At 42.1% G+C, this 25,495-nt stretch carries 22 protein-coding genes and 9 tRNA genes; 9 read left to right on the forward strand and 22 right to left on the reverse strand.

Annotated features, from left to right (window positions below):
- Positions 1 to 97: 97 nt before the first annotated feature.
- The 9 genes from N482_RS21775 to N482_RS21815 all read right to left on the reverse strand — a co-directional run bounded on the left by N482_RS21775 (position 98) and on the right by N482_RS21815 (position 1,325).
- Positions 98 to 173 (reverse strand) — tRNA-Thr (locus N482_RS21775).
- 12 nt (positions 174 to 185) lie between these two features.
- A tRNA-Phe gene (locus N482_RS21780) sits at positions 186 to 261 on the reverse strand.
- Between the two features lie 242 nt (positions 262 to 503).
- A tRNA-Thr gene (locus N482_RS21785) sits at positions 504 to 579 on the reverse strand.
- 12 nt (positions 580 to 591) lie between these two features.
- Positions 592 to 667 (reverse strand) — tRNA-Phe (locus N482_RS21790).
- A gap of 109 nt (positions 668 to 776) precedes the next feature.
- Positions 777 to 852: transfer RNA gene (locus N482_RS21795), tRNA-Thr, on the reverse strand.
- 12 nt (positions 853 to 864) lie between these two features.
- Positions 865 to 940 (reverse strand) — tRNA-Phe (locus N482_RS21800).
- Positions 941 to 1,007: 67 nt separating this feature from the next.
- A tRNA-Phe gene (locus N482_RS21805) sits at positions 1,008 to 1,083 on the reverse strand.
- A 79-nt stretch (positions 1,084 to 1,162) separates the two neighbouring features.
- Positions 1,163 to 1,238, reverse strand: a tRNA-Thr gene (locus N482_RS21810).
- 11 nt (positions 1,239 to 1,249) lie between these two features.
- Positions 1,250 to 1,325, reverse strand: a tRNA-Phe gene (locus N482_RS21815).
- Positions 1,326 to 1,580: 255 nt separating this feature from the next.
- Between N482_RS21815 and N482_RS21820 the strand changes: the two genes are divergently transcribed.
- A complete protein-coding gene (locus N482_RS21820; RefSeq protein WP_063379062.1) occupies positions 1,581 to 4,628 on the forward strand; it encodes a hybrid sensor histidine kinase/response regulator in 3,048 nt (1,015 codons plus the stop codon).
- A 58-nt stretch (positions 4,629 to 4,686) separates the two neighbouring features.
- On the opposite strand, the gene N482_RS25800 is transcribed toward N482_RS21820, so the two are convergent.
- From N482_RS25800 to N482_RS21840, 4 genes are all read right to left on the reverse strand, one after another.
- Complete coding sequence (locus N482_RS25800) at positions 4,687 to 4,866, reverse strand: hypothetical protein (protein ID WP_063379063.1); 180 nt, start codon at positions 4,864 to 4,866, stop codon at positions 4,687 to 4,689.
- 136 nt (positions 4,867 to 5,002) lie between these two features.
- Positions 5,003 to 6,133: a sodium ion-translocating decarboxylase subunit beta gene (locus N482_RS21830; protein WP_063379064.1), complete on the reverse strand. Its 1,131-nt coding sequence runs from the start codon at positions 6,131 to 6,133 to the stop codon at positions 5,003 to 5,005.
- 11 nt (positions 6,134 to 6,144) lie between these two features.
- Positions 6,145 to 7,929: a sodium-extruding oxaloacetate decarboxylase subunit alpha gene (gene oadA, locus N482_RS21835; RefSeq protein ID WP_063379065.1), complete on the reverse strand. Its 1,785-nt coding sequence runs from the start codon at positions 7,927 to 7,929 to the stop codon at positions 6,145 to 6,147.
- A gap of 10 nt (positions 7,930 to 7,939) precedes the next feature.
- Positions 7,940 to 8,185 carry an OadG family protein gene (locus N482_RS21840; protein WP_063379066.1) on the reverse strand — a complete coding sequence of 82 codons (246 nt, stop codon included), beginning with the start codon at positions 8,183 to 8,185 and terminating at the stop codon, positions 7,940 to 7,942.
- A 517-nt stretch (positions 8,186 to 8,702) separates the two neighbouring features.
- Here N482_RS21840 and N482_RS21845 point away from each other — a divergent pair.
- Positions 8,703 to 9,167, forward strand: coding sequence for a YcxB family protein (locus N482_RS21845; RefSeq protein ID WP_063379067.1), 465 nt, complete (start codon positions 8,703 to 8,705; stop codon positions 9,165 to 9,167).
- A 54-nt stretch (positions 9,168 to 9,221) separates the two neighbouring features.
- Here the strand turns inward: N482_RS21845 and csrA are convergent, their stop codons facing one another.
- The 6 genes from csrA to N482_RS21875 all read right to left on the reverse strand — a co-directional run bounded on the left by csrA (position 9,222) and on the right by N482_RS21875 (position 15,482).
- On the reverse strand, positions 9,222 to 9,413 hold the full coding sequence (gene csrA, locus N482_RS21850) for a carbon storage regulator CsrA (RefSeq protein ID WP_063379068.1): 192 nt from the start codon (positions 9,411 to 9,413) through the stop codon (positions 9,222 to 9,224).
- Between the two features lie 90 nt (positions 9,414 to 9,503).
- Positions 9,504 to 10,724, reverse strand: a complete 1,221-nt coding sequence (locus tag N482_RS21855; RefSeq protein ID WP_063379069.1) for an aspartate kinase — start codon at positions 10,722 to 10,724, stop codon at positions 9,504 to 9,506.
- 3 nt (positions 10,725 to 10,727) lie between these two features.
- Positions 10,728 to 13,331 (reverse strand): alanine--tRNA ligase, encoded by a 2,604-nt coding sequence (gene alaS / locus N482_RS21860; protein WP_063379070.1) that lies wholly within the window; start codon positions 13,329 to 13,331, stop codon positions 10,728 to 10,730.
- Between the two features lie 58 nt (positions 13,332 to 13,389).
- Positions 13,390 to 13,851, reverse strand: a complete 462-nt coding sequence (locus N482_RS21865; RefSeq protein WP_063379071.1) for a regulatory protein RecX — start codon at positions 13,849 to 13,851, stop codon at positions 13,390 to 13,392.
- The gene (locus tag N482_RS21870; RefSeq protein ID WP_063379072.1) at positions 13,851 to 14,672 is read right to left on the reverse strand and encodes a BPSS1780 family membrane protein; all 822 of its coding nucleotides are present in this window, start codon (positions 14,670 to 14,672) and stop codon (positions 13,851 to 13,853) included. Before N482_RS21870 ends, N482_RS21865 begins: the two co-directional genes overlap by 1 nt.
- Before the next feature lie 177 nt (positions 14,673 to 14,849).
- Positions 14,850 to 15,482 (reverse strand): GTP cyclohydrolase II, encoded by a 633-nt coding sequence (locus tag N482_RS21875; RefSeq protein WP_063370920.1) that lies wholly within the window; start codon positions 15,480 to 15,482, stop codon positions 14,850 to 14,852.
- A gap of 172 nt (positions 15,483 to 15,654) precedes the next feature.
- Here N482_RS21875 and N482_RS21880 point away from each other — a divergent pair, with 172 nt between their 5' ends.
- The 3 genes from N482_RS21880 to N482_RS21890 all read left to right on the forward strand — a co-directional run bounded on the left by N482_RS21880 (position 15,655) and on the right by N482_RS21890 (position 18,855).
- Positions 15,655 to 16,872, forward strand: a complete 1,218-nt coding sequence (locus N482_RS21880; protein WP_063379073.1) for a hypothetical protein — start codon at positions 15,655 to 15,657, stop codon at positions 16,870 to 16,872.
- A 44-nt stretch (positions 16,873 to 16,916) separates the two neighbouring features.
- Positions 16,917 to 17,306 (forward strand): hypothetical protein, encoded by a 390-nt coding sequence (locus N482_RS21885; RefSeq protein ID WP_231100911.1) that lies wholly within the window; start codon positions 16,917 to 16,919, stop codon positions 17,304 to 17,306.
- Positions 17,307 to 17,430: 124 nt separating this feature from the next.
- Complete coding sequence (locus N482_RS21890) at positions 17,431 to 18,855, forward strand: diguanylate cyclase (RefSeq protein ID WP_231100912.1); 1,425 nt, start codon at positions 17,431 to 17,433, stop codon at positions 18,853 to 18,855.
- Here the strand turns inward: N482_RS21890 and N482_RS21895 are convergent.
- On the reverse strand, positions 18,852 to 19,358 hold the full coding sequence (locus N482_RS21895) for a DUF3087 domain-containing protein (protein ID WP_063379076.1): 507 nt from the start codon (positions 19,356 to 19,358) through the stop codon (positions 18,852 to 18,854). The two genes, N482_RS21890 and N482_RS21895, sit on opposite strands and share 4 nt — an antisense overlap.
- A 117-nt stretch (positions 19,359 to 19,475) precedes the next feature.
- Between N482_RS21895 and N482_RS21900 the strand changes: the two genes are divergently transcribed.
- From N482_RS21900 to N482_RS21910, 3 genes are all read left to right on the forward strand, one after another.
- Positions 19,476 to 20,126 carry an energy transducer TonB gene (locus tag N482_RS21900; protein WP_063379077.1) on the forward strand — a complete coding sequence of 217 codons (651 nt, stop codon included), beginning with the start codon at positions 19,476 to 19,478 and terminating at the stop codon, positions 20,124 to 20,126.
- Between the two features lie 91 nt (positions 20,127 to 20,217).
- A complete protein-coding gene (locus N482_RS21905) occupies positions 20,218 to 20,769 on the forward strand; it encodes a sigma-70 family RNA polymerase sigma factor (RefSeq protein WP_063379078.1) in 552 nt (183 codons plus the stop codon).
- A 3-nt stretch (positions 20,770 to 20,772) separates the two neighbouring features.
- Complete coding sequence (locus N482_RS21910; protein WP_063379079.1) at positions 20,773 to 21,381, forward strand: hypothetical protein; 609 nt, start codon at positions 20,773 to 20,775, stop codon at positions 21,379 to 21,381.
- Here the strand turns inward: N482_RS21910 and N482_RS21915 are convergent.
- Positions 21,378 to 22,754 carry a Na+/H+ antiporter NhaC family protein gene (locus tag N482_RS21915; protein ID WP_063379080.1) on the reverse strand — a complete coding sequence of 459 codons (1,377 nt, stop codon included), beginning with the start codon at positions 22,752 to 22,754 and terminating at the stop codon, positions 21,378 to 21,380. The two genes, N482_RS21910 and N482_RS21915, sit on opposite strands and share 4 nt — an antisense overlap.
- Before the next feature lie 300 nt (positions 22,755 to 23,054).
- Here N482_RS21915 and N482_RS21920 point away from each other — a divergent pair, with 300 nt between their 5' ends.
- On the forward strand, positions 23,055 to 23,903 hold the full coding sequence (locus tag N482_RS21920; RefSeq protein WP_063379081.1) for a MurR/RpiR family transcriptional regulator: 849 nt from the start codon (positions 23,055 to 23,057) through the stop codon (positions 23,901 to 23,903).
- 12 nt (positions 23,904 to 23,915) lie between these two features.
- Here N482_RS21920 and N482_RS21925 read toward each other — a convergent pair whose 3' ends face one another.
- Positions 23,916 to 25,082: an exo-beta-N-acetylmuramidase NamZ domain-containing protein gene (locus N482_RS21925; RefSeq protein ID WP_063379082.1), complete on the reverse strand. Its 1,167-nt coding sequence runs from the start codon at positions 25,080 to 25,082 to the stop codon at positions 23,916 to 23,918.
- Positions 25,083 to 25,495 lie beyond the last annotated feature (413 nt).

Below are 25,495 nucleotides of genomic sequence, written 5' to 3' on the forward strand. Positions count from 1 at the left end.
GACTGAGCTATCTGGGCAAATTTTTTAGAATTCAAAGTTTTTTACTTTCAATTCAACTCAGAAAAACTTCATTTTGTAAGGTATCCGAGTAAATTAATGGTGCCGACTATCCGAGTCGAACGGATGACCTACTGATTACAAGTCAGTTGCTCTACCAACTGAGCTAAGTCGGCGCACCAAAATAATGGTGCCCAGAGGCGGAATCGAACCACCGACACGAGGATTTTCAATCCTCTGCTCTACCGACTGAGCTATCTGGGCAAAATCTTTTAATTAGAAACCCTATCAAGGATTTACAATGCAATTCACAACAGCTCTACCGACTGAGCTATCTGAGCAAAATCTTTTAATTAGAAAACCCTATCAAGGATTTTCAATGCAATTCACAACAGCTCTACGAATGAGCTATCTGAGTAAGTAGACTTTTAATTTTGACAGATGCAACAGCTTTGGAAGTTACCTAGCCATGTAAGCCTGCGTCATGAAATATTTTTAGAAGTAAATGGTGCCGACTATCCGAGTCGAACGGATGACCTACTGATTACAAGTCAGTTGCTCTACCAACTGAGCTAAGTCGGCGCACCGAAAGGATGGTGCCCAGAGGCGGAATCGAACCACCGACACGAGGATTTTCAATCCTCTGCTCTACCGACTGAGCTATCTGGGCAAAATCTTTTAATTATAAAACCCCATCAGGGATTTTCAATGCAATTCACAACAGCTCTACAAAATGAGCTACCTGAGCATTTATTAACTTTTTACTTCTAAAGAATATATGGTGCCGACTATCCGAGTCGAACGGATGACCTACTGATTACAAGTCAGTTGCTCTACCAACTGAGCTAAGTCGGCGCACCTAAATAATGGTGCCCAGAGGCGGAATCGAACCACCGACACGAGGATTTTCAATCCTCTGCTCTACCGACTGAGCTATCTGGGCAAATATTCTTTTTTGATTGAAAATACTCTTTTATATCTTCAATGCTGTAATTTATCATCTTTAAAGATGGTGCCCAGAGGCGGAATCGAACCACCGACACGAGGATTTTCAATCCTCTGCTCTACCGACTGAGCTATCTGGGCAAATTTTTAGAATTCAAAGTCATTGACTTTCAATTCAACTCAGATTGTCTACTTTGTATGAGATATCTGAGTAAATTAATGGTGCCGACTATCCGAGTCGAACGGATGACCTACTGATTACAAGTCAGTTGCTCTACCAACTGAGCTAAGTCGGCGCACCGAAAAATGGTGCCCAGAGGCGGAATCGAACCACCGACACGAGGATTTTCAATCCTCTGCTCTACCGACTGAGCTATCTGGGCGTGCGGCGTATTAAACGAGTTTTACCCTTTCAAGTCAACTATTTTTTTGCAATATAATTTGTTTGCGCACAATTCATGCAAAACTAACAAAAACCGGCTAAAAAAGGATGAAAATCATACATACATTTACACTCCACATTAATCAAAAACCGTAATAAAGAAGTAAAAACGTAGAGAAATCACCCACTGTAGGTGATAGGATTAACACTTATTTATAAAAACTCGACTTGAAAGTTATTTGCTCGGATTATTTCAATGAAAAATTCTTCACAAGCACAGATTAAAGGCTTTGTGCCACTGTTTGTTTTTGTCACCTTAATAATTGCCAGTGTATCTGCACTTGCAGCCTATTTATGGCCAAAACAAACACAAACCACAATATATATCCAGCCAGATCTCGTGCTACAGGCTCAAGATTTAGCGGCGCCGCTCAGCAATACGATGATGAAGCTTGGTTATAACTATGCCAAACAGATGTTGACATCGGTTAAAGCTGGTAACCCTGACATCAATGCATACTTATACGCAGACAGCGGCATGGGTAAACCTAGCCTCGTGTTTCAAACAGATGAGTTTCCAGTCGCACCAATCAAGCAACGTACTAAGCTCACGGTTAACGATCAAACGATTGTTCATCAACCATTGACCTTGGACAATATGCCTGTCGGTGAATTAATTTTGGTATATACCGCGCCGCAAATTGCTGCTCCGGATGACAACCTTTTGAGTTACGTACTCGCTCTTATTGCACTGCTCCTCACTGTGGCATTTGCGCTTTTCTTAAAAAAGCAGGTTGTAGGAAAACTAGCTAAAGAGTTAAAGCTGCTCAACTCAGAGCTTGAACATTTAGTTGCGCAAAAGGATTACGAGGTTCATATCACCGAAAACCTGAGCTTTGGCTTGTCGCAGACCTCAATTGGCATCAATACGTTGATTAATCAGATCCGCGACATTATTAAAGGTAACCAAGCAGCGCAAAACGAATTAAGACAACTTCAAACCAGCTTAGAAACAGAAGTTCAAGCACGTACGCTTGCTTTAGAAAAAGCAACGTTAAACGCTGAGCGCGCAAGTGAAGCTAAAACCACATTTTTGGCAACCATGAGTCACGAAATAAGAACACCAATGAATGGGGTTATTGGTACTATTGATTTGCTACGACAAACTGAACTAGATGGTGCACAGCACCGTTTAACGACCATAATCCGTGATTCTGCGTTCTCGCTGCTTGGCATCCTAGACGATATTCTAGATTTCTCTAAAATCGAGGCTGGTAAATTACAAATTGACAGTAGTGCATTCTCTGTCTCAGAAACCATTGAAGAAGTTGCTCGCGTACTATCGTCAGTCGCGAAAAAACGTAAGCTTGACCTGCAGCTTGCCGTAGCCCCTGATATTCCCAGTAACTTGGTCGGTGACTCTGTGCGCGTGCGTCAGGTTCTTTATAACCTTTGCAGCAATGCAATTAAGTTTACTACAACAGATGAAAGTAAACAGGGCTTTGTCAAAATCTCTGTAGAAGTTGCACAAAACACTTCTGAGCATTACACACTAAGGTTTAAAGTAACAGATAACGGTAAAGGTATGACTCAAGCCCAGCTTAGAGAAATATTTAACCCGTTTATTCAAGCCGAAGGCTCCATTACGCGCGAATATGGCGGCACTGGATTAGGCCTCTCTATATGTAAGAGCTTAGTTGAGCTAATGCTCGGTTCTATCAACGTTCAATCTGATATTGGTATGGGCAGTGAGTTCGTTGTTGAATTACCATTCAGTATTAGCGGTAAAGTAGAATATGCTAACAAGGGCGTGTTAGAAGGCAGAAAGGTTGTGACCTTTACGCATAGTCCAAACCGTCGGGCAATCCTTGCACGCTACTTATCATTTATGGGCGCTAACTCTATCGTCGTTCATGACGCCAGTGAAATGGGCGAGCACCAGTATGAACAAGGTGTTGTATGGGTCCTAGATGGCCTTGATGGAATGGAAAAAGTTAACCAACAACTGCGCGACCTACTTTACTCGTTAGAACACAATGGCCAGCAAGTGATTGTGCTCAGTACGATGGATGAGTCCGCGTTGAACCATGGCCACATCTTCTACCTCAACGCCGCGCCACTTTGTAAAACCAGCTTTATGACAGCTGTATTGGTTGCAGTAGGTCTGCATAAACCAAAACAACTTAAGCCTTCACGTTCTATGAACAGCTACTTGAATACCGAAGACGCCAAAGCTGAAAACAAGTTAGTATTATTAGTAGAAGACAATGTACTCAACCAGCAAGTGCTTACGGATCAGCTACATCTACTTGGATATGGGGTTGAAGTGGCAGAAAATGGCGAAGAAGGTTTAAAGATGTGGCAAAAAGGCCACTATGCGGTGGTCCTTACTGATCTACATATGCCAAAAATGTCCGGCTATGACATGGTAACCAAAATTCGAGATATCGCTGAACAAGCATCAGATATCAATGCACAGCCTTATATTATCGCGATTACAGCAAATGCATTGAAAGGTGAGCGAGATCGATGCTTGGCTTCGGGCATGAACGATTACATTACAAAACCAGTTGAATTGAATGTCCTCGAGGCGACGCTTGATAAATGGCAGTCTGCTACAGGTACTCAAGTTGGTAAGCCAGCTGATTCACAGCCTAGTCCTACGTCAACACTGACCGAAAATACCTCTGCGACACACACAATTCCTGAGCCACAAGTTGAGACAAGTTTCTCGCCCGATTCAGTCTACTCAGAAGCGCGTCAGATGACCGAAGAACCTGCCTCTATTGAGCCCAGTTATAATTATGATATCAGTGAACCAGTAGCACCTTCACCTCAACCATTTGAGGAGCAACCTGTTGCTGAATCCCCTAGCTATGAACCTCCTGTACAAATTGAAGTAGATAGTCCAGCTACTGATGAGGTACAAGAAGCAGAAGTGCAAACGCCAGGTACACCTATCGATATGGATCAACTCAACAAGTACGTGAATGATGATGATGCCAAAAGGCTGCGCTTTTTCAGAATGTATTTAGAGCAAAGCAGTGAATTAGCGAGGGACATTAATGGCGCGGTAATCTCATCAAGCCAAAGTGAAATTATCGAAGCCTGTCATCAGCTTAAATCTATCTCTAGGACCATAGGTGCGGAACAAGTAGCGTTGCTTGCAGAAGGGTTTGAAACTCGTTGTAAAGAGGAAGATCTATCAAGTGATCAACTTATTCAGTTAAGAGATGAGTTAGAGCAGGCTTACCAAAGAGCAACTGAGTTTATACAGCAGTTTTTACAGCAGTCAGTAATTTAAACTGCCAGACACATCTCACAGGGCAGCATCATGTGTGTTGCCCTACAATTACATTGGTTCAGTCTTGGACCATCGAATAGATCATATTTACTACAATGCCCGCCATCGCCAGAGGGATAATATATTTAGAGTACTTCTCCATCTTATCGAGCCCAATTTTACTATTGTACTTTTCAAGTAACGGGATCAAAATCACTAACGCAATTACTAAACAAACTAAAATAACAATGATATTCATAGAATCACTCGGGCCAAATTTAATCAGTCAAGTTATACCACGAAGGCTTAATTTTGGCCCGCTATTTATACAGAAGGTCTAAGAAAGGAAGAAAAACTGTGGAGCCGAAGCCCCACAAAAAGGTTGGAGAGTGTTGTTAACCGACCAGAGCGAGCAGTATGCCTGCTGCTACTGCACTACCAAGGACACCTGCTACATTAGGTCCCATAGCATGCATTAATAAGAAGTTATGCGGGTTGGACTCCAAGCCCACTTTATTCACGACTCTAGCTGCCATAGGCACAGCTGACACCCCGGCAGCCCCTACCAATGGATTAATAGGATTAGATGATACTCGGTTCATAACTTTTGCCATATAAACGCCAGAGGCTGTGCCGATACTAAATGCCAGCGCGCCAAGCAGTAAGATCCCAAGGGTCTCCACAGTCAAAAATTGATCTGCTGCTAACTTTGAACCCACAGCCAAACCCAAGAAAATCGTCGTGATGTTAATTAGCTCGTTTTGAGCAGTATTACTTAGTCTGTCGACTACACCAGACTCACGCATTAGGTTGCCCAGGCAAAACATCCCTACAAGCGGTGATGCCGCAGGCAAAAACAATAGAGTCAGCGCCAATACCATCAATGGAAATAGAACCTTTTCCTTTTTAGACACAGGTCTTAGCTGTGGCATAGCAATACTTCTTTCCTCTTCAGAGGTCAGTAATCGCATAATGGGCGGCTGTATGATTGGTACCAAAGCCATGTATGAATATGCAGCTACAGCAATCGCGCCTAATAGCTCCGGAGAAAGTTTTGAAGCTAGAAATATTGCAGTTGGGCCGTCAGCGCCACCTATTATGGCTATTGCCGACGCATCTTGTAAGGTAAATTCAAAACCCGGAATAAAGTTTAATAAAATCGCACCAAATAACGTCGCAAAAATCCCAAACTGAGCAGCTGCACCAAGCAGTAACATGCGAGGGTTTGCAATTAGAGCACTAAAATCTGTGAGCGCCCCCACTCCCATGAAAATAAGCAGTGGGAAAACGCCACTATCAATACCAATATAGTAAACGTAATACAGTAACCCTCCCGGATCTGCTAACGCAGCCACAGGGATATTTGTCAAAATGGCGCCGAACCCAATTGGCACCAATAGTAAAGGTTCAAAGCCTTTTGCTATTGCTAAGTACAGTAATCCACAACCAACCGCTATCATGGACAGGGCTGGAAAAGTCAGGTTGGCAAACCCTGTTGCTTGCCATAGATTTAATAATCCATCCATTTTACAAACCCTTATGCCATCTCAATAATCGCGTCGCCCGCGGAAACTGAGTCACCTTCAGACACTAAGATATCTGCAATCTTCCCATTGGAAGTAGCCCGTACTTCCGTTTCCATTTTCATCGCCTCCATGATTAAAACGACATCACCTTGTACTACATCATCACCAGGTCTTGCATGTACTTTGAAAATATTACCTGCAAGTGGCGCGTTTAAGGTTTCTCCTGAACTCACGGAAGCCGACTGCGGCATAAGTTCACTGTCTTTAACGGCTACTTCTTTTAATTCTCCGCCAGCGGCGACAACAACGTCATAAACCTTGCCATCAACTCTCACGCTATATCGTTCATTCCCTTGTTTTGCAGTGGAAGAAGACTTAACCGCAGTCGCTTTTTGGCTCTGTGCGGTAACTAAGCTTGGCTTTGGTTCAAATGCGTCTGGGTTGTTACGATTTTTAAGGAATTTGAGGCCAATCTGTGGGAACAACGCATAGGTTAAAACGTCGTCGACAATGTCATCAGCCAGTTCGATGTTATCTTGCTTCGCGTGCTCTATTAGTTCTTGCTCTAAAGTATCCAGCTCCGGCTTTATTAAATCCGCAGGCCGACAAGTAATCGCGTCGGCACCATCTAAAACTCGGTTTTGTAAATTTTCATCAACCGGCGCCGGCGTTGTGCCATACTCGCCTTTTAATACACCAGCAGTTTCTTTGGTGATAGTCTTGTATCGTTCTCCGGTAAGTACATTTAATACCGCCTGAGTACCCACAATTTGAGACGTTGGCGTTACCAACGGAATAAAGCCAAGATCTTTTCTTACGTGAGGAATTTCACTGAGTACCTCATCTAACTTATCGCCCGCACCTTGTTCTTTGAGCTGATTCTCCATATTTGTTAGCATGCCGCCAGGTACTTGTGCAGATAGAATACGCCCATCGACCCCTTTAAGACTGCCCTCGAACGCAGCATATTTCTTACGTACGTCTCTAAAGTAGGCTGCAATAGATTCAAGCTTGTCTAATTCAAGGCCGGTGTCTCTCTCCGTACCTTCAACAATGGCAACCAGTGTTTCGGTTGCGCTATGGCCATATGTCATACTCATTGAGGAAATTGCAGTATCCAGCATATCGATACCAGCATCGACCGCTTTTTGATACGTTGCAGTGCTCAAACCAGTTGTCGCATGGCATTGCATGGCTATAGGGATAGAGACTGTACGTTTTAGTTCTGAAATCAACACTTCAGCATCATAAGGCTTTAATAACCCTGCCATGTCTTTGATACAAATTGAATGACAACCTAGCTCTTCAAGCTGTTTAGCTTGGGTTAACCACTTTTCTAGGTTGTGGACAGGGCTGACTGTATACGAAATTGTCCCTTGCGCATGTGCACCCACTTTAATTGCTGCGCGGACTGCTGTTTCAAGGTTTCTAACGTCATTCATGGCATCAAAGATTCTAAATACATCAACACCATTTTGATGTGCACGAGTAACAAACTTTTCTACAACATCATCTGCATAATGACGGTAGCCGAGCAAATTTTGTCCCCTAAGTAGCATTTGCTGCTTTGTATTTGGCATAGCTTCTTTTATCGCCCGAATACGATACCAAGGATCTTCCCCCAGATAACGGATGCAAGCATCAAAGGTTGCGCCTCCCCAAGACTCTACCGACCAGTATCCAATTTTATCCAGCTCTTCAGTAATTGGTAACATGTCCTCCAAACGCATTCTTGTCGCGAGTAAAGATTGATGGGCATCTCTTAGTACTAATTCTGTTAGTTTTAATTTTGACATAGTAGACCCGTTAATTATTTTGTCTAAACTGCGCTATCGCAGCGCTAATAGCTGCAACATGCGGTGCTGGTACAGCTGTTGTGTCGCTGCGCCGAGACTTAGCTTTAACCTTAGGTTGCTCAGGACTTTGCTCTGATGCGCTGATTTTCGATAATCCTTTCACCGCAAGGATTAGAATTGATAAGAAGATAAAAACACCAACCATGCCAGTTAACATGAGGTTGGCTGCCTGCATAAGCAATTCGCTGATCTCCATCTGTGCCCCCTTAGTTGTTATTTATTTGTTTATGAACACCCACCCCACGAAATAGATAGGCAACTTTTGTAAATATTTATTCAAACATCATATCAAAACTTTTATTCATGTAAAGCCTCTTGTAAATTGGTATTACCATTAAGAATTTATGTTTTAGATTCACACACTTAGTCAGAAAGCATGGCAAACCAATAGATTAAAAGCCAAATAAATATGAAAAATACTCAAGATATAGACAAAAAATAGCCGAACGAAGGAGTGTAGATTCAGCACCTTCGTATTAAAAACAGCCAAGATAAAATTGGTCATACCGAAAGGGCGCGTTTACTTTTCGCAATACTTTCACATATAGATAAATACCTTTGAAAACGGCACCCTTACTAGCGCTCTTGTTGCTTCTTTGTTCTAAATAAGGTACTGGGGTTTTACCGATAATCACATTAGTGAACACCAAATAAGATTTAAACCAAGTTGATAACCGCGTATAATTCCATGGTTATCAACTTGAGGATTACTCGTGTTTCAAAGTGAATTCATTTTAGATAAGCGCTATTTTCAGGAATGCTTTGACGAATCGGTGAAAATGAGCAAACACCATAAGCCAAAGTATGGACTTATCGCGTTTCTTGTATCACTCGGCTTTGTAGCTCACTACCTACTTAGCCAAGCCTATCTAGGTAACTTTCTATTTATACTTGCAGTATTAGAGGGAGTAGCATTTTACTATAAACGCCCTTGGTGGATTGCCAGACAGATGCTGAGTAGAGCAAGTGGCTCTAAAGTACTACTCACCATTGATGACGAAGGCATAAAAACTGAAAATCCTTACCGGGCTTTTTCGGTCAAGTGGCAGGATATTGAAAACGTGGTCAAAACTGAGCAAGGCCTTATTATTGAGCAACAACGGCACAATCAATATATATCGGGTACTGTTCTGAACAAAGATGTGTACGACTTTATATTTAGCAAGACAAAAAAATAGCCACTTCAAAGCGGCTATTTTTCTATACCAAGCAATAAGGTAGTTTATTATTAATTACATATTGCCTGAAGGCGGACTAGATTTTTCCGCTTGAATTCGCATATATATTTCTTCACGATGAACTGAAACATCTTTAGGTGCATTTACGCCGATACGCACCTGATTACCTTTCACACCAAGTACCGTTACTGTAACTTCATCACCGATCATCAGGGTTTCGCCTACACGGCGAGTTAGAATTAGCATTCTCTTGCTCCTGTTATTCCAAAATTTAAAAGATTCCGCGTCAAGTTCATTTTAATTAAAAGTTCATGTAAAAGTAAGCAAAATTATTGCTTAATCAACATTTTCTAAGCTAAATGCACCATGAAGTGCCCTTACAGCTAGTTCAAGATAGCGCTCTTCTACTAAAACGGAAATTTTTATTTCAGAAGTAGAAACTAAAAGCGCCTGAATATTCTCATCTGCCAATGTCTGAAAAAATACACCAGCAGTACCTGAGTGAGACTTCATACCTACACCCACAGCTGAAATTTTTGCGACTTGCGCATTGCTCTCTATCTGAGCAGCTTGTAAAGCGTCGCAATTCGTAGTTAATACATCTAAAGCTTGCGAATATTCACTGCTATGCACAGTTAAAGCATAGTCTATTTTGCCCGCTTGATGATTAATTTGGCTGATCATGTCAATTTCAATGTCATATTCAGCAAGGAGAGTTAGAACTTTTGCCAAAGAAGAAGGCTTCTCAGGTATTTGCCGAATAATAAGTAAAGACTCATCTTTCTGATAAGCAATACCTGACACAGTTTTACTGGTCACTTCCGGCTCCTCATAGCTTATTAATGTTCCAGAATCTGGGTTAAAAGTTGATAATACACGCAATGGCATATTATATCGCCCTGCCGCCTCTACTGCGCGGATCTGTAAAACTTTCGCGCCAAGGCTTGCCAATTCAAGCATTTCTTCGAATGTAACCTGTGGCATGCGCTGAGCGCGTGGTTCCACACGGGGATCTGTCGTATAAACACCATCTACATCGGTATAAATTTGACATTCATCCGCTGAAATGGCCGCCGCAATTTCAACGGCGGATGTATCAGTGCCACCTCGACCTAACGTTGTTAGGTTACCTTCAGGGTCCCGCCCTTGAAAGCCTGCAATAATTGCAACGCGATTGTGTTCAAGCTCTTGTGTTAGGCGCTTTACATCAATGTTTTTAATGCGTGCTTTGCCAAACATATTATCAGTATGAATTGCAATTTGATCCGCCAACAAGCTCACCGCTGAGTGGCCTCGCCTGATAATTGCCATAGCAAGCAACGCTATCGCCACTTGTTCACCCGTTGTTAAAAGCACATCTAGCTCTCGAGCGCTGGGCCTATCATCAATTTGTTTGGCTAGGGAAAGTAAACGATTTGTCTCCCCCGACATAGCGGACAGCACAACCACTACTTGGTGCCCTTGCTGCTTCGAACGAATAACCAGATCAGCGACAGCTTCGATGCGCTCTATAGAGCCTACCGAAGTGCCGCCAAACTTTTTTACAATTAAAGCCACTGGTTATTGCGTTTTGTCAGCCAACCAAGCTGACACGCTAGTTAGCGCAGCGTCTAAATTCTCTGGCTGAGAACCACCAGCTTGCGCCATATCAGGACGGCCACCACCTTTACCGCCAACTTGCGCTGCCATATGATTTACTAACTCACCAGCTTTCACTGAACCAGTTAGGTCTTTCGTAACACCTGCGATTAAGCTGACTTTATCGCCATTTGCAACACCAAGTGCGATAACGCCAGAGCCCATTTTATTCTTAAGATCATCAACCATGCCACGTAAGGCTTTTGATTCCGTGCCAGCCACATTAGCGACTAGTAGTTTGATGCCATTAATCTCAACCGCTGATTCTAACAATGAAGAACCCGCAGCCGCTGCCAACTTGTCATTTAATTGAGAAACCTGCTTCTCTAGGCCTTTGGCCTTTTCAAGCAGTGCAGCTACTTTTTCGAGTGCACTCGCGCTGTCGCCCTTAACAAGTGCAGCGATGTCAGATAACGCTTTTTCTTGTTGTGCAACATACCTAATTGCATCTTCGCCAGTGACAGCCTCAATACGGCGCACGCCTGCAGCAATACCACCTTCAGAAATAAGCTTTAAATAGCCAATGTCGCCAGCACGCTTAACGTGAGTGCCACCACATAGTTCAATCGAGTATTCACCTATAGAGACAACGCGAACTTCATCATCATACTTCTCGCCAAATAGCGCCATTGCTCCCTTTGCTTTGGCTTCGTCAATATCCATCAACTGAGTCTCAAGCGCAAAGTTTGCTCTAATCTCTGCATTCACGGCTTCTTCGATGTCTCGTAACTGCTCTTTTGTCACACCTTCAAAGTGAGAGAAGTCAAAACGAAGACGATCTGGCATTACTAAGGAGCCTTTTTGCGCAACATGCTCTCCAAGAATTTGGCGTAGCGCTTCATGCAAAATATGCGTAGCTGTATGGTTCTTCTTGATACGTTCACGACGATGCTCATCTATTTGCGCATCAACTTTATCATTAATACCAATTCGACCAACTGCATATCCATGGTGTGCAAAAGCATTGCCTAATTTTTGCGTATCAGTTACAACAAATTCACCACCAGATACCTTGAGAACACCTGTATCACCTACCTGACCACCAGACTCTGCATAGAATGGAGTGCGGTCTAATACCACAATGCCTTTTTGCTGATCTGATAGCTCTGAAACATTGTCACCGTCAGAGAATAGCTCTACCACAGTACCGCTGTATTGGACCGCATCGTAGCCTTTAAAGTCTGTTACTTTTTCAGACTTCAATTGCTCGTTGTAATCGGCACCAAATTTACCCGCTTGCTGCGCTTGTTTACGCTGTGCTTCCATTGCTTCTTGGAAGCCCCTTTCATCGATAGTCATAAAGCGTTCACGTGCAACATCAGCTGTTAAATCAGCCGGAAAACCATAGGTATCATAAAGCTTGAATACCAGGTCTCCTGGGATCACATCACCTTTAAGGCCAGCCAGGTTTTCTTCTAATATAGCTAAACCACGGTCTAGTGTTTTACCGAATTGCTCTTCTTCGATACGCAGTACTTTTTCAATGATAGCTTGCTGCTTAACCAGCTCAGGATATGCTTCACCCATTTGCTCAGCCAATGCTGCAACTAACTTAAAGAAAAATGCACCTTGTGCGCCTAGCTTATTACCATGCCTTATAGCACGGCGGATAATACGACGCAGCACATAACCACGGCCTTCATTGGAAGGCATAACGCCATCAGCAATAAGGAATGCACACGAACGAATGTGGTCTGCGACAACACGAAGCGATTTATCTTCTAGATCTTGTGCACCCGTTACGGCAGCAGTTGCTTTAATGAGAGCTTGGAATAGATCAATCTCATAGTTAGAGTGAACGCCTTGCATGATTGCAGAGATACGCTCAAGACCCATACCAGTATCAACCGATTGATTCGGTAAAGGCTCCATCGTACCGTCTGCATGACGGTTGTACTGCATGAAAACAAGGTTCCAGATCTCAATAAAGCGGTCACCATCCTCTTCAGGACTACCTGGAGGCCCACCCCAGATGTGCTCACCATGATCATAGAAAATTTCAGAACATGGGCCACAAGGGCCAGTATCACCCATTGACCAGAAGTTATCTGACGTATCAATGCGGATAATTTTTTCTGCTGGTACGCCTACTTGATTTGCCCAAATGTCATATGCTTCTTCATCGGTGTGATAAACAGTCACCAATAGCTTTTCTTTTGGCAGGTTCACGACTTCTGTTAAGAATTGCCAAGCAAATTTAATCGCGTCTTGCTTAAAGTAGTCGCCAAAGCTGAAGTTGCCCAGCATTTCAAAAAAAGTGTGATGTCTTGCAGTATAACCAACGTTTTCTAAATCATTATGTTTACCACCAGCTCGTACACAACGCTGCGAACTCGCCGCGCGATTATAAGGTCGCTTTTCAGCTCCTAGAAATACGTCCTTAAACTGCACCATACCGGCATTGGTAAATAGTAACGTGGCATCATTGCCAGGGATCAAAGAACTTGATGGCACCACTTGGTGGTGTTGCTTGGCAAAGAAATCTAAAAAGCTCTGCCTTATCTGTGCGGTAGTCATTTGCTGCATGTGATCATTCACCCTTTATTGCTGCTTTGTGCCCCAGGCAACCAACTTATTATGAAAACTAGTTGTCATTTTGTGCCTGAATTGCAAAATCTATTTGGTCATAGCTGAATCCGCGGTACATCATATACCTGACTCGCTTTGACTTTTCTTGATAGTCTAATTTTTCGTTTGCGCAGCCGTACTTCTTTTCATACGTGTGCTGTGCAATGTCGTACCAATCAACTTCTTTCTCTTCAATCAACTGTAGAAGCTGTGTACGTTCAACGCCTTTTTTGGCCGCTTCCATTAAGATGCGCTTTTCACCTAACCCTTTGGCGAGCTGGCGATTCAAAAAGCTTTCGCAATGTCGAGCATCATCTACGTAACCGAGATCGCTCAACCATTCGATAAGCTCATCCGCATATTCTGCGCTAGCGCCTTTTAGCAACAGCTTATCGCCAAGCATCTTACGAGAATATTCTTGTCTGGATAACAACCAAATAGCGTAGTTTTTAAGTTTCTGTTTTTCCTTGTTTTCCATCAAGCGTCGAACCGGCCTGTTTGTCCTACTTGCTCTTGCTCTGGACCCTTATCTCCATCTCCAGAGCTTTTTTCATCATCCGGCGTCTCTTGTGTCGCAAAGATGGCCTGAAAAGATATGAAGAAACCGATGTACACAATGGGCATAACGAAAATTAAAGGAATTAAAGACAATGGTGCTGATGCGATAAACATTAATGCGACAATACCACCGAATACGCTTAAAGGCCCCATATTATAATAAAACACCTTTAAGGACTGCTTCATCGCAGCTAAAATATTTGCTTGCTTCTTAAAATAAACAAGTGGCAGTGCATAAGCAAAGGCCATCATTACCAATGACTGTAAAATGATAAAAATAGCGATATCTGAAAAACTGATCGCCGCGGCTATTTCTGCCATTGCGACGTTCATATCTTGCTCAGGGTTATGATTTTGTAACGCAGTGGTGATTGGTTCAAACAATAAACTCATTACTACACCAAGTATCAGCGCTACACCCAGTTGATACAAGCCTAACCGAAATAAATTAAGGCGACGCCCTTTGGCAGAAAATGGCTGTAAAATGTCGGCCAGCATAATCTTCTTGCCCGACTGCAAGCTAACAACCGCATTGTAGAATCCCACGGTTAAAAAAGGACCTGCTAGTGCACATAGCATTTGTACTATTGGGTTTGGTAAGACAAATGGGAACAACCCAACTACGACAAGGAAAATATACATCATCATAAAAGTCATAGGTTGAGTTTTAAAAATTACCCAACCAGCTTTTAGCCAATTGACTCCAAACCCGGCTTTAAATGTTCTAAATTCTGCAGACATAAATGATTAACTTAGTTATAGATCGCATTGATTATACTGTTTCAGTGAAATACTTGAAAGGACGTTTGTAAGGCATATCCCCACTAAATGGACTTAAATCGAAAAATACCCAAGAAAAGTCTGGTAATACAGGGAGTTTGCTTTGCTTGGTCACAGCCAAACAAAGCAATTTTGGCGCTATTCAGATTTTGGTTTGTTGATCTTTTCAATGTCTAGCATATGAGAACCATGTTCAACCTTAGTGGCTAAATAGTTACGGTTACCAGACTCACCAGCTTTTACATGTGCTTGAGTCCCCACTACACTTTCAACACGTATACCCGCGTTACGTAATGCATTAAGTTTGCGAGGGTTATTCGTCATAAGTTTTACATGATCTAAGCCAAGTGCTTTGAGCATCAAAACCGCGTCTGAAAAATTGCGAAGATCATCTTCAAAGCCCAAATGGTTATTTGCCTCGTAGGTATTCATACCTTGAGACTGAAGCACATAGGCATCAATTTTATTGTACAGACCAATACCACGTCCCTCTTGACGAAGATACAATAATACGCCGCCATGTTGGTGCATTTCTTCTATACATTCATTAAGCTGCTCACCACAATCACATCTTGAAGAGTGAAACACATCGCCAGTTAAACACTCAGAGTGCATTCTAATTAATGGTATTTCTTGGTTTGTATCTGCACCATTAAACACTAACGCAACATGCTCTTCGCCGTCTTTGAGCCCCTCGAAAGACACGATTTCTGCAGGAATATGACTACGCTGCCCTACATTCAGCTCAACTCTTGCTCTTACTTCAGCCACGACTTGAAAATACCCAAATAAAAATGTGATAGTATCACAAAAAACTGTATATCTCTTTATATGGTGTCACTGTGCCTCTTTTACAAGTCATTTTATACAAAACTGGTAAATGTAGATATTGGCACTAATCTATACATATAAGACGCGGTTTATTTTATCTTATTGGACATTGATGCGCCTACTTTTACTCCTATATTTATGCATATCCTTCAGCGGCGCTTGTAATGAGCTCAAGTTTGATGGTTTCGCTACTTTGGGGGTAACCCTCACTGACTCAGAAAATGCAGGGATCCGTCATCATATCACCCAACCCAACGCAACCTACAAAGATGAAATTGGGTTCAGTACATCATCATTAGGGTTTCAGCTAGAGTGGCAAGCAACACCCAAACTTCAATTTGTGGGTCAGGCACTGCTCAAAGATCAGGAACAACAAAATATAGATAATGCCGTGCAAATGGCATTTCTACGCTATTCACCAACAGCAAATTGGCAAATGCGAGTCGGCAGAACTGGGCTCGACTTGTTTATGATGACTGAACACCGAGACATTGGCTATACCTACACTTTCGATCACCCACCAACGGAGTTTTATGCCATTGTACCGCACCAAAATATAGACGGTGCAGATATCAAATACACTTTCTCTCAAGAACATGGCCTGTTCAGTGCAAAACTGTTTGCAGGCCGATCTACTGCACCAATAGTCAGTGATGAAAACTTTTTTTGGGATATTGAAATAAAATCTCTGTATGGGGTCGTCCTACAATGGGAGCCTCTTGATTGGACACTTAGAGCCAACTATACCATTACCAAGGCAGGTAACGAAAATGAACAACAATTACAGTTGCAGGCAGCACTGTCACAAGTACCGGATGAAGTTTGGCCCAACAAAGCCAGTTTGCTAGATTCTTTAAATATTATTGGCAAGCGCTTTGATTATACAGCGATTGGTGTTCGATACGATAATAATCAATGGTTTTTTCAAACTGAAGCTTCATATATAGACTCGAATTCACAAGTCTTGAATGAACTGACAGCTGGATATATTGGTGTTGGCACGTATTATAAAAACCATACATTCATGGCGACATTTGCCACAGCAAAGTCAAACAAAAAAACACCCCAAAGGCCCCTTATTTCAACCCCTCAACTCGATTTACTATATAACACAATAATAAGACATACTAACTTCTACCTCATAGATCAAAGCACACTATCGGTGACACTGCGCTCAGAATTATCAGAGTCACTTGCGGTAAAAGTCCAACTTGAGCATACCAGTACAGCAAGCTTGCCATCTACATTCTACCTACACCAAGGTTTAACTGGATCTCACCTTGATACAGACTTCAACACGTTAGGCATAAGCCTAAACTGGGTATTCTGATGAGATCCTGTATCTTGTCGCTCTGTTTTTTGCTCATAGTGAGTATGAAACTAGAAGCCTCTGAACCACAAGACATCGTAATTGTGGTCAATAAGAACAACCCGATTGAGCAGGTTACCCATCGGCAGCTAATAGATATGTATATGGGCAAATACTTAGCTTTTCCAAATGGGCATATGGCCATAACACTGGATTACCGTAAAGAGCACCCACTTAGAAGCGCATTTTTTAAAGCATTAACGGGTCAGAATATTTCTCAGATCAATGCATATTGGTCGCGAGTCAAATTTAGTGGTAAAGCTTCTCCACCCCAAGCATATCCTTCAACAGAAGCTATAATAGATAAAGTTATCACAACACCTAGTGCGATTGCTTACTTACCTGCAAGCGCAGTAACTGATGAGCTAAAAGTAGTGTACCGTTTTGTTCAGTAGACACAGTTTAATTTTTAGGTTGATGCTTATTCTAAGTTTATCAACATTCGCGTTTTCAGTTGTATACGCAAAAATATACTATCATCACGTGTTTGATACCGAACTCAAACGCTTAGAAAGCACTGTGCGACAAATAAGCCAAACTGTGTCTTCTACGGCGTCTATTGCCGCCTATTTAGAAGACAAAGACCTCGCTAATGAAGTTGTTAATGGCTTAGTCAGCAATGACATCATTCTCTCTGCGGCACTGACCAATAAAAAAACCGTACTCGCTAAAAGTATCCTCTATAAAGATCTGGGAGCCTTGCCGTTTTTCTTGCCTAACCCCTTTATCTTGCAAGAAAATATCGGAATTATCTATGTGGTTCCTAACACTTTGTATATTGAACAAAATGCGAGAGACAGTGCATTTTCATCAGTACAAACGTTACTGGTGGTGGTATTGCCTATGCTTCTCTTGTTTGCAGTTTTGGCGTTTTTTTTAATATCTCGCCCTTTAGGGAGTCTAAGTAAACAGCTAGCCAGCGTTTTACCTGGCAGCGCACAACGAATTTACGTAGACCCGCTAAATGATCAGAATGAGATAGGTAAAATTGGTAAAGATATCAATGTCATGCTAACCAATACTGAAACGCTATTTGAACAAGAGCGCAGTCTTAGAGTCGAAGTAGAAAAACTAGAAAAGCGCTTTCGCCTGATGTTTGAGCGCTCATCCTCACCCACTGTACTCGTCAAAGAACACGGTGAAGTCATTTTAGTTAATGACGCGGCTAAAGACCTTTTAGCGGGTATGGGGATCGACAGTCAAGAACGTTTTCCGGAAAACCTTGGGCAGTTTTGTAAAACTCCCGATATTCTCTATACCTTCACTGAAAACAGCATTAAGTTAAAACAGGTGATGCAGTCAGAGTTTGAATTCACTAACCCTTTAACGCTCTCTTCTGTATGGCTAAGTCTCATTATTCTCAATACAAAGAGTGATGGACAGTGGTACTTTCAAGTTTTTTTAGCTGACATTACGGCTCGTAAAACAATGTTAAACCAGCTTAGCCACCGAGCACAACGAGACAGTTTAACCAGTTTATATAACCGATATGGCGCAGAACTCACCTTAATGGAGTGGGTTGACTCTGAAACACAATTTAGCCTGCTGCTAATTGATCTAGATAAGTTTAAACCCGTCAATGATATATATGGCCATAATGCAGGCGATGAAGTATTAAAGCAAATTGCCAAAAGGCTTGCTCGGCTTGTGCCCAATACAGAACTGGTCAGTCGCTGGGGCGGAGACGAGTTTGTGGTTGCAATTAAAGATGTAAACATAGTGAAGGTAAACCACATGGCTCAACAAGTCCTCGACGAAATAAATACGTCCATCACCTATGAAAAGAATGGTCACCGGATAGAGTTAAGTGTCAGCGCGAGCATAGGTATTGCACACTTCCCAATGCACGCTGACAGCTTAAAAGGTCTCGTCGAATGTGCAGACGTTGCAATGTACTCCGTTAAAAAGACCTCTAAAAACAATTTTACGATTTATTCTACCTAAAATACTTTTAGCATTTCCTCACGGTATTTAGATACGTCTAAAGTAACTTGATATTGAGTCGCTAATGCGTCTAATTCAGCTTTCCAAATGGCCAGCTCCTCCATCATGATAGTATTATCGTCCAACGTCCAAAGCTGACGAGATCCCGCATAACTATAATGTATTGCAAGCATAGCATTAACATCGCCTTGCTGAGCTGCTTTTTTGAGCTTGGGCATTTTTCTCGTAATACGATTCAACGCTTGCTTTAACTCCCAAACATAAACTACCTCAACCATAAAAGGGTGAAGCTTGATTCGCTTCAAAACAATGACGATGACTAGACAGCTGACTACTACCCCAAGTAGATTCCAGTGAAAATGGCTGCCATCATTATCAGGGAAAAACTGGATTAACGTTTGCGCAATACCTAAACTGCCGATAGTTAACGCTGTGATACATGCGCCTATCACCCAATTCAAGTGCTTGCGATAACGACTCTTATTTATTTCTTGTAACTGCATTAACCACGTCCTAAATCAAAATCGATCGATATTCTAAATGGATAAAAATAAAAATTAAAAAAAATCACCCCTTTTTTTGACCTAGCGCGTTATATCTGTAAAAAGGGGAGACGAAATATGACAATGATAATTAATACAAACCATCCAGCAGCACCTTATCACAAGCTAAATAAGTTAGTGCTGTCTTTTATTGGCGCCATGGTGGTTACATTTGGCTTATTTGCATTCATGCAGCAACTGATCAGCCAAGAAAGACAACTAATGGACTCACCACGACCCGATATTGATGTTTTTATATCTCAAGAAATCAAAGATTCGTCAGTTAGGGAGCGTAAAACTTTACCACCCAAACCAAAGCCATTACCCAAGGCACCGCCAAAACCTGTAACTCAACTTACGAGCACGCCTGGCGTTAATGTAGACATAGGCATGGATCACCAATTTACCAGTTCACCAATCACTATCAACAACACTTTACAAGCAACAGATACGCAGGCAACACCACTGGTCAGAGTCGATCCTAGTTACCCGGTACAAGCTGCTAGAGACGGAATTGAGGGCTGGGTGCAACTTGAGTTTAGTATTTCTTCGACCGGACAAGTAATTGATGCCAAAGTCGTTAGTGCAGAGCCCAAACGCATCTTTAATCGCGCAGCGCTAAAAGCATTAAAGCGTTGGAAATACCGCCCCCAAATGGTAGACGGTAAAGCAATAGTTCAAACCGGCCAGTCAGTTATGTTAGAGTTTAAATTAGCTAAGGGGTCATGAATACGACCTAAAGCCGCTTACCTTATGGGCAGCGGCTCGCACACACACAATGGAACAGTCGATTACAATTAACAACAATCCAGGAGAGTGCATGCTACTAGCGATAAAAAGTTGGTTTGTCCAGCACAAAACAGATGCCGAAGATCCGCTTTATGAGTTTAAAAAATGCGGCGAAAACCGTTACCTTGAGCAGGCGATCGATAATTTTAATCCCGACTTATATCACTTTCTTTGTACACAAAGTACACCCGAGGTAGCAGAAGACATTTGCCAAAAAACTTGGCTAACCATTGTAGAAAAGCGACATTTCTATCAGACAAACAATACGCCTAAAGCTTATATATTTAAAATTGCACGAAATGCCTTAATTGATGAACTGCGTAAACAAAGTAAATTAGTACTAGATGAGGGTGTGACCGCCCAAAGCCAAGTCACAGCAGAAGATAGTTTTTCAGAGGCAAGCTCTGAGCGACTCTATCAGGCTATTAAAAAGCTGCCTCACAGTCAAAAAGAAGCACAGAGTTTACAATTAGAAGGTTTTTCGCTAAAGCAAATAGCGCAGATCACACAAACCAATGCCGAGACCGTTAAAACACGCTTACGTTATGCAAAGCAGCAACTTAAATCGATTTTAGGAGAGTGAAAAATGAATGAGCTCAAGCAGGCATATTCAAATGCCAAACGCCAACAGAAAATGTCGGCTAAGCAGACTCGTCGTTTAAAGAGAATGAGTCGATTAGAAAATCGCAAGCATACTCGTCAATTTTGGCTAAGGACTACAGCCTGGGCTACCTCTTGTTGTGCAATAGCGATAGTTGGTAGCTTGACTTTGCAAAATACGCTCAAGGATTTTGAGTTATTTCTCACGAAAATCGAACCCACAGAGTTTAATCTAGAACAATATGAGTCTATTGAGACCCACAATTTAATTGAAGGTGAATATCTCACCACGATTCAACAACAAAAACAGCTGTTGGATACCTCACTTGAAGGGGCAAAAGCAACGTTAAATCAAATTCATCAGTCTTATGGCAAGCTCATTCATAGTGATGAGGGCGCATGGTTTATAGCGGACTGCAAAAATGAAACACTGATTGAAGTACGCAAAAGTGTACTAGATGAATTAAACGCTCCCAGAATGCTCGATACACAGGCTGATCAAGGTGTGTTGTTAGCACTGAGCAGAAATAACAAGGGCCAGCTATTAAAAATTGCGCCCCCCATCGAAGGCAGAAACTTATATGCGTGCCCTTAGAGCATAACGAGGCTGGCAATAAAGAAACCAGCCAATGCCAAACCACCACCCATCAATGCGTAAGGCAACTGTGTTTTTACATGCGTCAGCAAGTCACATCCAGACGCCAGCGCAGAAACTGCACTCGTATCTGAGATAGGTGAACAATGATCTCCGAACACACCTCCACTTAAGATAGCCCCTACAACTAATGAAGGCGGTAACCCAAGGGTTTGAATAAGCGGCACTCCAATCGGAATTAAAATCGCAAACGTTCCCCAAGATGTCCCCGTCGTGAACGACATGACGGCGCCAGTTAAAAACAACACAGGAACAATAAAGTACACGGATAAGTAATCACCAACTAACTGCGCTACAAACACACCTGTACCTAACTCTTTTAGGCTAGAGCCCAGCGTAAGAGAAAGTAATACGATAGTAACTAAGGGAAGTAGTTCACCCATACCTTTAAAACCTATATCTACAAGTTGATGGTGGGTAAACTGCTTTTCATTCAGTAGTAAAAAATACGCGACGCTGCAGGCCAAAATAGTGGCATATAATACAGACTTTGAACCACTGCCATTTGCCAGTACCCCATCACCTGTCCAAATCATAAAGCCAACCATACTAACAATCAGTGTTATTAAAGGCACCAGCATAAAACGAGCCTTCGATGCAGTTGGCCCAGCACTTAGCTCAACCTCTTGACGCGTCAACGCAGCCTCGGCTACCTTCATCGGGCCATGTACCCTATCAAAGATAATTGTATATAACACGATAAGCAAAGCGATAATGGCGTAAAAGTTAAATGCTACACTGCCCCATAAAATACTCACCGCAGACTGTTCTAATTCATAATTGCTCAACAGGCCCAACACATATGCCCCCCAACCATTTAACAAGATTAGAATACATACTGGTGCACTGGTGCTGTCAATAATATAGGCGAGTCGGGCTCGGCTCATTTTGAACTTATCGAATAGACCTCTAGAAACGATACCTGAAGTCAATACACTCATGTTCGATTCTATAAAAACAACAGTCCCCGTAAACATAGTGAGTAGGCCGACTTGTTTTTTATTTCTTGCCACTCCAATGCTTATTAACTTTTGCACTGTTGCAGAGACACCGCCCGATTCGCGAATATAGGCCAAAAGAGCACCTATTACGATGCTAAATATTAAAATCCGACTGTTGCCGGCGGATGTGGCAACTTCGATAATACGTTCAATGCTATTGATAAATGCAACAAAAACACTTTGCTCATCATCGTTTAATACCAATAAAAACTCAGATGAAACAAGAGCTAAGATTAAGGCCAAAATGACCTCTTTTCGCCAAAACACGACCGCGATGGCGATAAGTGGCGGCAAAATAGAATACCAAGACATAGCTTCCCTTTTGTAATTTTTTGGCTCAGAGCAATCGCAGTGGAATCAATAGCTGGGCGAATATTACGGCTCTCTGCTCGCTATTTTGTTCACGCAAAGTTTAACCAATTCAGCTTAAGTTCTCGTGTCTAAAAAACCAAGCTTTTCCTATAATCAAATTCACAAATGCAACAAAAGTACCTTAACCAGTACCACATAAATCAAAAAACGCAATAATATTCCTAAACAATCTATCACATCGTTCCAATTGAACCTATAATATGGACAGTTTAAGTTAGTTTTAGTTACCAGGTGATCCTCATGTCTACTTTTGTAAAAATAAAGGCCTTAAAGCCGACGCTCTCGCAGAGCGAGGCCAAGTTAGCAGACTTTACGCTGAAGTCAGGTGCAAAAATACGCGGTTTATCTTCAATTGAACTTGCGAAATCGGCAGGTGTTAGTCAGTCCAGTGTAGTGAAGTTCGCACAAAAACTTGGCTATAAAGGGTTCCCAGCGTTTAAACTCGCAGTGGTTGATGCGCTAAACGAACAAACGCAAGAAGAAACGCTCCTGTCTAATGAAATTGATCAGAATGACTCTATAGCGCATATTTCTGAAAAATTGATTGCCAATCAGCAAGCTACTTTGGTTGCAACCAGTAAATTAAATACGCCTGAGCTGTTTGAACAAGCGGTGCAATCCATTAAAGCAGCTAAGAAAGTGATGGTCTGTGCGATAGGCACTACCCATACAATGGCACAAGACCTTACCTTAAAGTTACAAAAATTAGGTGTGTGTGCTGTCACCCATATCGATGAACTCAGTGCTGCAAGTTACATGGCTACAATGGGGAAAGATGACCTTGTGATCTTCTTAAGTAACTCAGGCGTTGTTAAAAGCGTAGTCAAATTAGCCCAGCAGGCTAAAAGTAACGAGTGCCAAATCCTTGCACTTACACGTTACGGTCACAGTGAGTTAGCAAATTACGCAGATAACTGTCTTTACTGTATCCAAGAAACAGAAGCAATTAAGCACTCGGCTGTGTTAACTCGCGCATCTTTAGGCTATTTAATTGATGTATTGTTCATCTCATTAGCGCAGTCAAACTTACATTGGCAACGTCGCGCAGACCGCTCTAACGAGTACATGGATGATATCCTAAGCGTCTAGAAGACATGCGTCTTATCTATCGTACAGCAGATAAGGCGCCCTTTTCTGTTTAAAACCATTCAACTCATTTTCCCAAATCGCCTCTATTTGGTGCGCTTTTAAACCTTGCTCTACAGCTAAACGTAAAATATCTGTGCCAGCCAATTTATCTAAAAAGTCTTCATGAACAATATAACGCACGCTTTCTCGTTGGAACTGCGCATAAGCTGATACAAACCAAGTTAAATCAACCCCCCTGACCGAGCTTTGTTTTAAGTCCTTCCCCCAGACTTGTTGCCCCTCTAATTTAGGAAAGCGTGAAGCCCCAGTAATAGAACGGGGAGAAAATTTAAAGTCCCCCAATTTTACTTGATGATGCCCAAAAGCTTGGAAAGGAAAATCAGTTCCTCTACCGACAGACACTGCCGTAGCCTCAAATAAACACAATGATGGATATAAATAAATTGCCTGTTGATTAGGTAAGTTGGGACTTGGCGCAATGGGTAGAATATAGTCCACTGACGCATTGTAATTTGTCACTGAGATAACATTTAAGTCTAGCCGTTCTGCTCCTGATAACCAGCCCTCTCCTTCAATCATCATCGCCAGCTCTCCTACTGTCATACCATGTAAAATTGGGATCGGATGCATACCAACAAAAGAACTGAATTCACTATCAAGTATAGGACCTGCAACAAATCGAATATTAGGGTTAGGTCTATCTAGGACAATGAATGCTTTGCGGTTCTCTTTTGCAGCTTGCATCATGTAGTGCATCGTGCTGATGTAAGTATAAAAACGCACACCGACATCTTGAATATCAAAAATTAACGCATCGAGATCTTCCAGCATATTTTTGGAGGGGCGTTTCTGAGTCCCGTATAAGGAAACGATGGGAAGCCCAGTTTTTACATCCACACTATTATCTATATGAGCGCCAGCGTCTTGATCACCTCTAAAGCCATGTTCAGGAGAAAATATACGGACCACATTGATATCATGAGCAATCAAAATATCAACTAAATGTTCGCCATTAACTTTTGCTGTTTGGTTCACTATTAACCCGACTCGTTTACCTTTCAACATTGGCAAGTACTTATCGAACTGTGCCGCACCAACTTCAACTGTTTCAGAGGCATCCACCCTAGAAAAGATCAGTAATAGGACAAATAAAGATAGAACAAAATGGCGTTTAAACATGGATAAATCTCAGCAAACCAGATACATAGGGAGAATATGCCCGATCCGAACCCAAAAAAGAATCTTTTTCTGTTTTACTTATTTTTCACGGAGCTTTTTCGACAGAATAAGTGAAATACACATAACCTCGTTATAACGAATAAAGCGATTAAGTCATCACTTTGTACTCTACCCAATAGCACCATCAAAATAGATGGCAGATATGGGAGGTACTTTATGAAGAATGAAGCTCCGACTGCCGGTTCCGTGGCCACATGGCTAACAAACATGTTCTGAGCCTATGCAATTTAATGTAAGCGCTGAGACTCAGGTACAAAAAAACCGACTCTCGTCGGCATTTGGCTCACGTTTTACTACTTGAGTGAAGTAAGCTCCCATCTCAAAAGAGATGACGGACGCGGGACGTACTTTGT

The sequence above is a fragment of the Pseudoalteromonas luteoviolacea NCIMB 1942 genome, from assembly GCF_001625595.1.
Taxonomy (GTDB): Bacteria; Pseudomonadota; Gammaproteobacteria; order Enterobacterales; family Alteromonadaceae; genus Pseudoalteromonas; species Pseudoalteromonas luteoviolacea_A.